This is a genomic window from Nocardiopsis potens DSM 45234 (genome assembly GCF_000341105.1).
GTDB classification, from domain to species: domain Bacteria; phylum Actinomycetota; class Actinomycetes; order Streptosporangiales; family Streptosporangiaceae; genus Nocardiopsis_A; species Nocardiopsis_A potens.
In genome coordinates, this window is the sequence record NZ_ANBB01000051.1 from 1 (window position 1) to 8265 (window position 8265).

The following is an 8265-nucleotide window of genomic DNA, read 5'->3' on the forward strand; positions in this document are numbered from 1 at the left end:
GGGGCACGCGGGCGCGATCGTGTCCGGGTCCTCGGGCACCGCCCAGGCCAAGAAGGAGGCCCTCGAGGCCGCCGGCGTCAAGGTGGGCAAGACCCCCAGCGAGACGGCCAAGCTCGCTCGCGAGCTGTTCTGACGACGGCCGCGCCGACACCGTGCGCGGCGGCCCCGTCCCGGACTCCGGGGCGGGGCCGCCGCCGTGTCCGGGGGTGACCGCCGCGGGCGGGGCTGGCAGCATGGACCGGGTGAGTACGCCCGCAGCCAGAACCGACCAGCGCCCCCTGTACACCGCCGGAGGGCTCGCCGCCGCCTGGGCGGCCGGCGTCGGCATGGCGGTGCTGCTCACCTTCACCCTGATCGGCTGGGTCGCCGCCCCGCACGACGCCCTCGGCCAGGAGATCGCCGACGTGGCCCGCACCGCGGTCCAGGCCTGGCTCGTCGGCCACCTGGTCGGCTTCGGCATCCCCGGCGGCGAGGTGATGATGCTCCCGCTGGGCCTGGTGGTCCTGCCCGGCCTGCTGCTCTACCGGGCCGGCCGGTGGCTGGGGCGCACCGGCGAGCCGACCCGGCTGCGGCACACCTTCCGCGCCGCCCTCGCCCTGGCCGGCCCCTACGCCGCGATCTCCGGCACGCTGGCGCTCATCGCCCAGACCGAGGTGATCCGGCCGAGCGTCCCGCAGGCGCTGTTCGCCGGGTTCGTGCTGGCGTTCCTCGCCGGCGGCCTGGGCGTGCTCCGCCAGCAGCTCATCGACAAGCGGATCCCGGTGCGGCGGCTGCTGGAGCTGATGCCGGACCGGCCCCGGTCGCTGCTGGCGGGCACCGCGGGCGCCACCGGGGTGCTGCTGCTCAGCGGCGCGGTGCTGTTCTTCTCCGGCCTGGCCGCCGGGTTCGGCGAGGCCGCAGCCGTCACCCGGGAACTGGCCCCCGGCCCCGTCGGCGGGGCGCTGCTCCTCATCGTGCAGCTGCTCTTCCTGCCGAACGCGCTGGTGTTCGGGCTGGCGTTCGCGGTCGGGCCCGGGTTCGCGGTCGGCGCCGGGACGATGGTGGCGCCCACCGGGGTGGCGGTCGGCGCGGTGCCGATGCTGCCGATGCTGGCCGCGCTGCCGGACAACGGCCCGGCCCCGCTGCCCGCCCTGGCCGCGCTGGCCGCGCCGTTCGCGGCCGGCGCGGTGGGCGGGGTGCTCACCCAGCGCAGCGCGCCCACCGCGGTCAGCGAGGCCGCGCCGCTGTGGGGGTTCGTCTGCGGGGTGGCGACCGGGCTGGTGTGCGCCGCGCTGTCGCTGCTGGCCGGCGGCCCGATCGGCGCCCACCGGCTGGCCGAGGTCGGCCCGTCGGCCTGGCAGGTCGGCCTGATCACCGCGCTGGAGGTGGGGGTGGCCGCGGCGATCGCCGCGTGGCTGGCGAACTGGCGGTACTTCCGCGGAACCGTCGCCGAGGGGGCCGCGGACGGGGAGGAGCCCGGGGAGCGGCCCGGCGGGGAGGACGGCCCGGGCGGCGACCCGGAGGAGGACTCCGAGGAGTTCGCCGGGATCACCTACGAGGCGGAACCGGAGCGCTGAGCCTCACGAGCCCAGCGCCGGGACCTCCTCCTCGGGGATGCCGGCGCGCTCGGCGACGTCGGCGCGCCAGGCGTCGTCGCACTCCTGCTGGGCGCTGGTGGTGAGGGCCCGGGCCGAGCAGTCCCGGTAGGCGGTGTACTCGTTCCAGAAGACCGCGTAGCCGGCGATCGCGAACACCGACACCACCAGGCCGACCCAGCCCAGCACCATGCTGAGCACCGCGCCGGGGGCCTGGCCCCGGTTGGCGCGGGCGGCCTTGCGGGCCTTGCGGCCCTGGACGATGCCGATGAGCGAGAAGGGCATCCCGAACGGCGGCCACATCAGCCCGATGGCGGCGAGGAAGACGCCCCACAGACCGCCCTTTTCGACGGTGGGCTGCTGCCCATCGGCGCGCGGCTGCGGCGTCTCGTCGGTCACGGGGAACCTCTTTCCTGCTGCATCGGTGCTGCCGATGTAGACGCTACCGGAGCCGGAGGGCGGCTCGGCCGGAGGGGGAGATAGGCTGGCCTGGAGAAGCGCCCGGATGCTGCGCGTTCCCAACGCGACCCCGGGCGCGCGCGTGCGGCGCCCGATCTCCGCACCGCCTTTTTCCACGAGGAGGAAGCACACTGTCGGCGCGAGTAGTCGTCCTCATCTCGGGGGCCGGAAGCAACATGGCCGCGCTCGTCGAAGCGGCGTCGGATCCCGGCTACGGGGCGGAGGTGGTCGCCGTCGGGGCGGACCGCGAGGGGGCCGCCGGTCTGAAGACCGCGGCGGACGCGGGCGTGCCCGTGTTCTGCACCCCCTTCTCCGCCTATCCGGACCGGTCGGCCTGGAACTCCGCGCTCGCCGCGGAGATCGCCGCCCACCGGCCGGACCTGGTGGTCTCGGCCGGTTTCATGCGCATCCTGGGCCCCGAGGTGCTGGCCGGTAACACCGTCATCAACCTGCACCCCGCGCTGCTCCCGGCCTTCCCCGGGGCGCACGCGGTCCGCGACGCGCTGGCGCACGGGGTGAAGGTCACCGGCGCCACCGTCCACTTCGTCGACGAGGGGGTGGACACCGGGCCGATCATCGACCAGGTCGCGGTGCGGGTCGAACCCGGTGACGACGAGGCGGCGCTGCACGGCCGGATCAAGGCGGTGGAGCGGCGGATGCTGGTCGACACGGTCGGGCGCCTGGCGCGGGAGGGCTGGCGGCTGGACGGGCGGACCGTCCGGGCGGGCAAGGAACGAGCAGAGGAGAACCGGTGACGCGGCAGGCCATTCGGCGCGCGCTGATCAGCGTTTACGACAAGACGGGGTTGGAGGAGCTCGGCCGGGGCCTCGCCGATGCCGGGGTGGAGATCGTCTCCACCGGTTCCACGGCGTCCCGGCTCGCGGACGCGGGCGTCCCGGTGACTCCGGTGGAGCAGGTGACCGGGTTCCCCGAGTGCCTGGAGGGGCGGGTCAAGACCCTGCACCCCAAGGTGCACGCGGGGCTGCTGGCCGACCGCCGCAAGGAGGACCACCGCACCGCCCTGACCGAGCTGGGCGTCGAGCCGTTCGACCTGGTGGTGGTCAACCTCTACCCGTTCCGGGAGACGGTCGCCTCCGGCGCCTCCGCCGACGAGTGCATCGAGAAGATCGACATCGGCGGCCCGTCCATGGTGCGCGCCGCGGCCAAGAACCACGCCGGCGTCGCGGTGGTGGTCGACCCGGGCGCCTACGGCGAGGTGCTGTCCGCGCTGGGTGAGGGCGGCTTCGACGAGGAGCGGCGCAAGCGGCTGGCGGCGCAGGCCTTCGCGCACACCGCCTCCTACGACGCCGCGGTCGCGTCCTGGTTCGCCGGGACCTACGCCCCGGACGAGACGGCCGAGCGGACCGGCTGGCCGGCCTTCCACGGCCAGGCCTACGAGCGGGCGGCGACCCTGCGCTACGGGGAGAACCCGCACCAGGGCGCGGCGCTGTACAGGGCCGCCGACCCGGCCGGCCCCGGGCTGGCCGGCGCCGAGCAGCTGCACGGCAAGGAGATGTCCTACAACAACTACGTGGACGGCGACGCCGCGCTGCGCGCCGCCTACGACTTCGCCGACCCGTGCGTGGCGATCATCAAGCACGCCAACCCGTGCGGGATCGCGGTCGGCGCCGACATCGCCGAGGCGCACCGCAAGGCGCACGCCTGCGACCCGGTGTCGGCCTACGGCGGGGTGGTCGCCGCCAACCGGCCGGTGAGCGCCGCCATGGCCGAGCGGCTGGCGGAGATCTTCACCGAGGTCGTCGCCGCCCCGGACTTCGAGCCGGGCGCGGTGGAGGCGCTCACCCGGAAGAAGAACGTGCGGCTGCTCAAGGTCGCCGCCCCGGACCGCGCGGCCCGGCCGGAGGCCCGGCAGATCAGCGGCGGCCTGCTGCTCCAGGCGGCCGACCTGGTGGACGCCCCGGGCGACGACCCCAAGGGGTGGGAGCTGCGCACCGGCGCCCCGGCCGACGCCGCCACCCTGGCCGACCTGGAGTTCGCCTGGCGCGCGGTGCGCTCGGTGAAGTCCAACGCGATCCTGCTCGCCTCGGGCGGGGCCACCGTCGGCGTGGGCATGGGCCAGGTGAACCGGGTCGACTCGGTGCGGCTGGCGATCACCCGGGCCGGCGCCGAGCGGGCGGCCGGCGCGGTCGCGGCCAGCGACGCGTTCTTCCCCTTCCCCGACGGCCTGGAGGCGCTGGCCGAGGCGGGGGTGCGCGCGGTGGTGCAGCCCGGCGGGTCGGTCCGGGACGCCGAGGTGGTCGCCGCCGCCGAGCAGGCCGGGGTCACCATGTACTTCACCGGAACCCGGCACTTCTTCCACTGACGAAGGGACGAGCGTGAGCGCACAGATCCTCGACGGCAAGGCCGCCGCCGCGGCGATCAAGGCCGACCTCGCGGAGCGGGTCGCCGCCCTGCGGGAGAAGGGCATCACCCCCGGGCTGGGCACGGTGCTGGTCGGCGACGACCCGGGCAGCCGCACCTACGTCGCGGGCAAGCACCGGGACTGCGCGGAGGTCGGCATCGCCAGCATCCGCCGGGACCTGCCCGCCACGGCCTCCCAGGCCGAGGTGGAGGCGGCGGTGGCCGAGCTCAACGCCGACCCGGCGTGCACCGGTTACATCGTGCAGCTCCCGCTGCCCGAGGGGCTGGACGAGAACCGGGTGCTGGGCCTGATCGACCCGGCCAAGGACGCCGACGGGCTGCAGCCGTCCAACCTGGGCAAGCTGGTGCTGATGCAGGACGCGCCGCTGCCGTGCACCCCGCGCGGCATCATCGACCTGCTCACCCGGTACGGGGTGGAGCTCAAGGGCGCCGAGGTGGTGGTGGTCGGCCGCGGGGTGACCGTGGGCCGGCCGATCGGGCTGCTGCTGACCCGGCGCACCGAGAACGCCACGGTGACGCTCTGCCACACCGGCACCCGGGACCTGGCGGCGCACACCCGCCGGGCCGACATCGTGGTGGCGGCGGCGGGTGTGCCGAACCTGATCACCAAGGACATGGTGAAGCCGGGCGCGGCGGTGCTGGACGTCGGCGTGACCCGCACCGAGCAGGGCCTGGCCGGCGACGTCGCCGCCGACGTGCGGGAGGTCGCCGGGTTCGTCTCGCCCAACCCGGGCGGGGTGGGGCCGATGACGCGGGCCATGCTGCTGGTCAACGTGGTGGAGGCGGCCGAGCGCCGGGCGGCGTCGGCCTGACCCGCGGGCGCGGGGGCGGCCGGCCCCCGCGCCTTCCTCCGCACCGGTCCCGGCGCGGTCGCCTCGACGCCGGTCGAGGCGGCTGCGGCGCCGGGACCGTCGGCCGGCGGTGCTCAGCCGGCCTTGCGCTCGCGGTCGGGCACCGGCAGCGGGCGGACCAGGCCGAGCGCGACGACCTCGTTGGCCAGCCGGGTCCGCCGGTTGGTCCCCTCGGGGATGCGGAACTTCTGGTAGAGGCGGAGCAGGTGCTGCTTGACGGCCGCCTCGGTGACCACCAGGTCCTCGGCGATCTCCCGGGCGGTCGCGGGGGACACGAACGCCTCGTCGGAGAGGGCCGGGCGGCACAGCGAGGTGAGCACGTCGAGTTCGCGGCGGGTGAGCTCGGGGGCGGCTCCGCGGCGCAGCTCCACCTCGGGGTTGATGTCCTCGCGGGGGAGTCCGCCGATCTTGCACCGGGCGGAGCCGAAACTGACGACGTCGCCTTCTTCGAGCACACGGCGGGCGATGGGGCGCCCGTTGACCCTGGTGCCGTTGCGGGAGAGGCCGAGGTCGACGACGTAGACGTAGGGGCCGCGGCGCACCAGCTCGGCGTGGAGCGCCGAGACGCTGGGATCGTTCAGCCGGATGTCGGCGCCCTCACCGCGCCCGACCGTGGTCACCTCGGTGCCCAGCCGGCGGACGTCACCGCTCTCCTCGACCCGTATGTAAGGCCCGTCCACGGTTGTTCCTCCCGTTGTGGGGCGTGGCCGATGGGACGGTGCCCGGTGCGGCGCGACAGGAGGCCGCGAGACGGGGGCGGATCGCTTGCCGGTGATCGTCCGGGTGGGCTTCATGGGGGCTGTCCTCGCTCACCGTGGCACTCATCTCCTGGTTGGTTACCCGGGGTGTGTCGGTTCTACGCGCTTACCCGCCCGTTAGACACCTATCGCGCGAGGTTTACACCGTTTCTCTGCTTTAAGGGCCGGTACCCGGTGTACGGTGGGCGATCCGATTCCGTGCGGGGTGGGACGGACGGGCGATCGGACTCATTACACTGGGGCTGCGGTGGCCAGTCACGATGTGTGTTCAATGACGGTTCGCTCGCCGACGGGCCTCACTTGCCTCGGGGTTTCGGTCCCCGTGCTCCGGGTGGTGGCCGGACCGCGCCACGCCGGGCCCGGTCCCGCTCGACGACCCCGAGATTCGTGCACGAGAGCGTGAGGTTTACGGTGAGCCGAAAAGCGGTGGAGGCGACGGTCGCACCCGGAGACGACGCTCCCGGCGGGGACGCCGGCCGCGAGGCGGAGGAGAGCGGCACCACGGAGGGGTCCCTGCCGGAGCCGGCGGCGGAGGAGTCCGCGCCGGAGCCCGGAGCGGAGCCCGGGACCGAGGCGCCCGGCTGGCTCGCGCAGATCCCCTACTTCCTCGTGCTGGCGACGATGGCCGCGGGCATCGTGGTGGTCGCCGCCGCCTACTTCAAGCGCGGTCCGGCCATCATCGCCGGCGCCCTGCTGCTCGCCGCGACCTTCCGCATCCTGCTGCCCGAGGAGCGGATCGGCATGCTGGCGGTGCGCGGCCGCTGGCTGGACATCGCCACCGCCGTCGGCCTGGCCGTCCTGCTGATCGTGCTCGCCTGGGTGGCTCCGCAGCTGACCTCTTGAACGGAGGCCGGTGGCGTCTAATAAGCTTGATATCGAGATACTGAACAGAACTCGGCAGGTATCCAGCCACACGACGCCGCGCCGAAACGAAGGGACAGCCACACAGCCATGGCCAAGATCAAGGTCGAGAACCCCGTAGTCGAGCTCGACGGCGACGAGATGACCCGGATCATCTGGTCCTTCATCAAGGACCGCCTGATCCTCCCCTACCTCGACGTCGACCTGAAGTACTACGACCTGGGCATCGAGGAGCGGGACCGCACCGACGACCAGATCACCGTCGACGCGGCCAACGCCATCAAGGAGCACGGCGTCGGCGTCAAGTGCGCCACCATCACGCCGGACGAGGCGCGGGTCGAGGAGTTCGGCCTGAAGAAGATGTGGCGCTCGCCCAACGGCACCATCCGCAACATCCTCGGCGGCGTGGTCTTCCGCGAGCCGATCATCTGCGAGAACGTGCCGCGGCTGGTGCCGGGCTGGACCAAGCCGATCATCATCGGCCGCCACGCCCACGGCGACCAGTACAAGGCCAGCGACTTCAAGGTCCCCGGCCCGGGCAGCGTCACCATCACCTACACCCCGGCCGACGGCAGCGAGCCGGTCGAGCTGGACGTGGCCAACTTCCCCGAGGGCGGCGGCGTCGCCATGGGGATGTACAACTTCCGCAAGTCCATCGAGGACTTCGCGCGGGCCAGCCTCAACTACGGCCTGGACCGCAACTACCCGGTCTACCTCTCCACCAAGAACACGATCCTCAAGGCCTACGACGGCATGTTCAAGGACGTGTTCGAGGAGATCTACGAGGCCGAGTTCAAGGAGCGGTTCGACGCGGCCGGCCTCACCTACGAGCACCGGCTGATCGACGACATGGTCGCCGCCGCGCTCAAGTGGGAGGGCGGCTACGTCTGGGCCTGCAAGAACTACGACGGCGACGTGCAGTCGGACACCGTCGCGCAGGGCTTCGGCTCGCTGGGCCTGATGACCTCGGTGCTGCGCACCGCGGACGGGCGCACCGTCGAGGCGGAGGCCGCGCACGGCACCGTCACCCGGCACTACCGCCAGCACCAGCAGGGCAAGCCGACCTCCACCAACCCGATCGCCTCCATCTTCGCCTGGACCCGCGGGCTGGAGCACCGGGGCAAGCTGGACAACACCCCCAAGGTCACCGAGTTCGCCTCCACCCTCGAGGACGTCGTCGTCAAGACGGTCGAGGGCGGCCAGATGACCAAGGACCTGGCGCTGCTGGTCGGCGGCGACCAGGAGTGGCTCACCACCGAGCAGTTCCTCGCCGCGCTCGACGAGAACCTGCAGAAGCGCCTGGCCTGACCCGGCGCCGCCGGGACCGGACCCGGCCGAAGGGCACGACAGGGCCGTCCCGCCGATCCCGGCGGGGGGGGG

8 protein-coding genes and 1 pseudogene are annotated in these 8265 nt (G+C 73.6%); 7 read left to right on the top strand and 2 right to left on the bottom strand.

Annotation, left to right across the window (positions count from 1 at the left end):
- Both D459_RS35555 and D459_RS0121180 read left to right on the top strand, forming a co-directional pair.
- Positions 1-133 (top strand): annotated as a pseudogene (locus tag D459_RS35555) (succinate--CoA ligase subunit alpha); the annotation flags it as partial.
- Between the two features lie 100 nt (positions 134-233).
- Positions 234-1556, top strand: coding sequence for a cell division protein PerM (locus tag D459_RS0121180; RefSeq protein ID WP_017595010.1), 1323 nt, complete (start codon positions 234-236; stop codon positions 1554-1556).
- Positions 1557-1559: 3 nt separating this feature from the next.
- Here the strand turns inward: D459_RS0121180 and D459_RS0121185 are convergent, their stop codons facing one another.
- Positions 1560-1973, bottom strand: coding sequence for a DUF4190 domain-containing protein (locus D459_RS0121185; protein ID WP_017595011.1), 414 nt, complete (start codon positions 1971-1973; stop codon positions 1560-1562).
- Between the two features lie 191 nt (positions 1974-2164).
- Here D459_RS0121185 and purN point away from each other — a divergent pair, with 191 nt between their 5' ends.
- The 3 genes from purN to D459_RS0121200 are packed head-to-tail and all read left to right on the top strand — an operon-like array spanning position 2165 to position 5227.
- The gene (gene purN, locus D459_RS0121190) at positions 2165-2788 is read left to right on the top strand and encodes a phosphoribosylglycinamide formyltransferase (protein WP_081620654.1); all 624 of its coding nucleotides are present in this window, start codon (positions 2165-2167) and stop codon (positions 2786-2788) included.
- Positions 2785-4356 carry a bifunctional phosphoribosylaminoimidazolecarboxamide formyltransferase/IMP cyclohydrolase gene (gene purH, locus D459_RS0121195; protein WP_017595013.1) on the top strand — a complete coding sequence of 524 codons (1572 nt, stop codon included), beginning with the start codon at positions 2785-2787 and terminating at the stop codon, positions 4354-4356. Before purN ends, purH begins: the two co-directional genes overlap by 4 nt.
- Positions 4357-4369: 13 nt before the next feature.
- Positions 4370-5227: a bifunctional methylenetetrahydrofolate dehydrogenase/methenyltetrahydrofolate cyclohydrolase gene (locus D459_RS0121200; protein ID WP_017595014.1), complete on the top strand. Its 858-nt coding sequence runs from the start codon at positions 4370-4372 to the stop codon at positions 5225-5227.
- Between the two features lie 113 nt (positions 5228-5340).
- On the opposite strand, the gene D459_RS0121205 is transcribed toward D459_RS0121200, so the two are convergent.
- Positions 5341-5946 carry an FHA domain-containing protein gene (locus D459_RS0121205; protein ID WP_017595015.1) on the bottom strand — a complete coding sequence of 202 codons (606 nt, stop codon included), beginning with the start codon at positions 5944-5946 and terminating at the stop codon, positions 5341-5343.
- 504 nt (positions 5947-6450) lie between these two features.
- Here D459_RS0121205 and D459_RS0121210 point away from each other — a divergent pair.
- Both D459_RS0121210 and D459_RS0121215 read left to right on the top strand, forming a co-directional pair.
- Positions 6451-6867: a DUF3017 domain-containing protein gene (locus D459_RS0121210; protein ID WP_017595016.1), complete on the top strand. Its 417-nt coding sequence runs from the start codon at positions 6451-6453 to the stop codon at positions 6865-6867.
- Positions 6868-6975: 108 nt separating this feature from the next.
- Complete coding sequence (locus tag D459_RS0121215; RefSeq protein ID WP_017595017.1) at positions 6976-8193, top strand: NADP-dependent isocitrate dehydrogenase; 1218 nt, start codon at positions 6976-6978, stop codon at positions 8191-8193.
- Positions 8194-8265 lie beyond the last annotated feature (72 nt).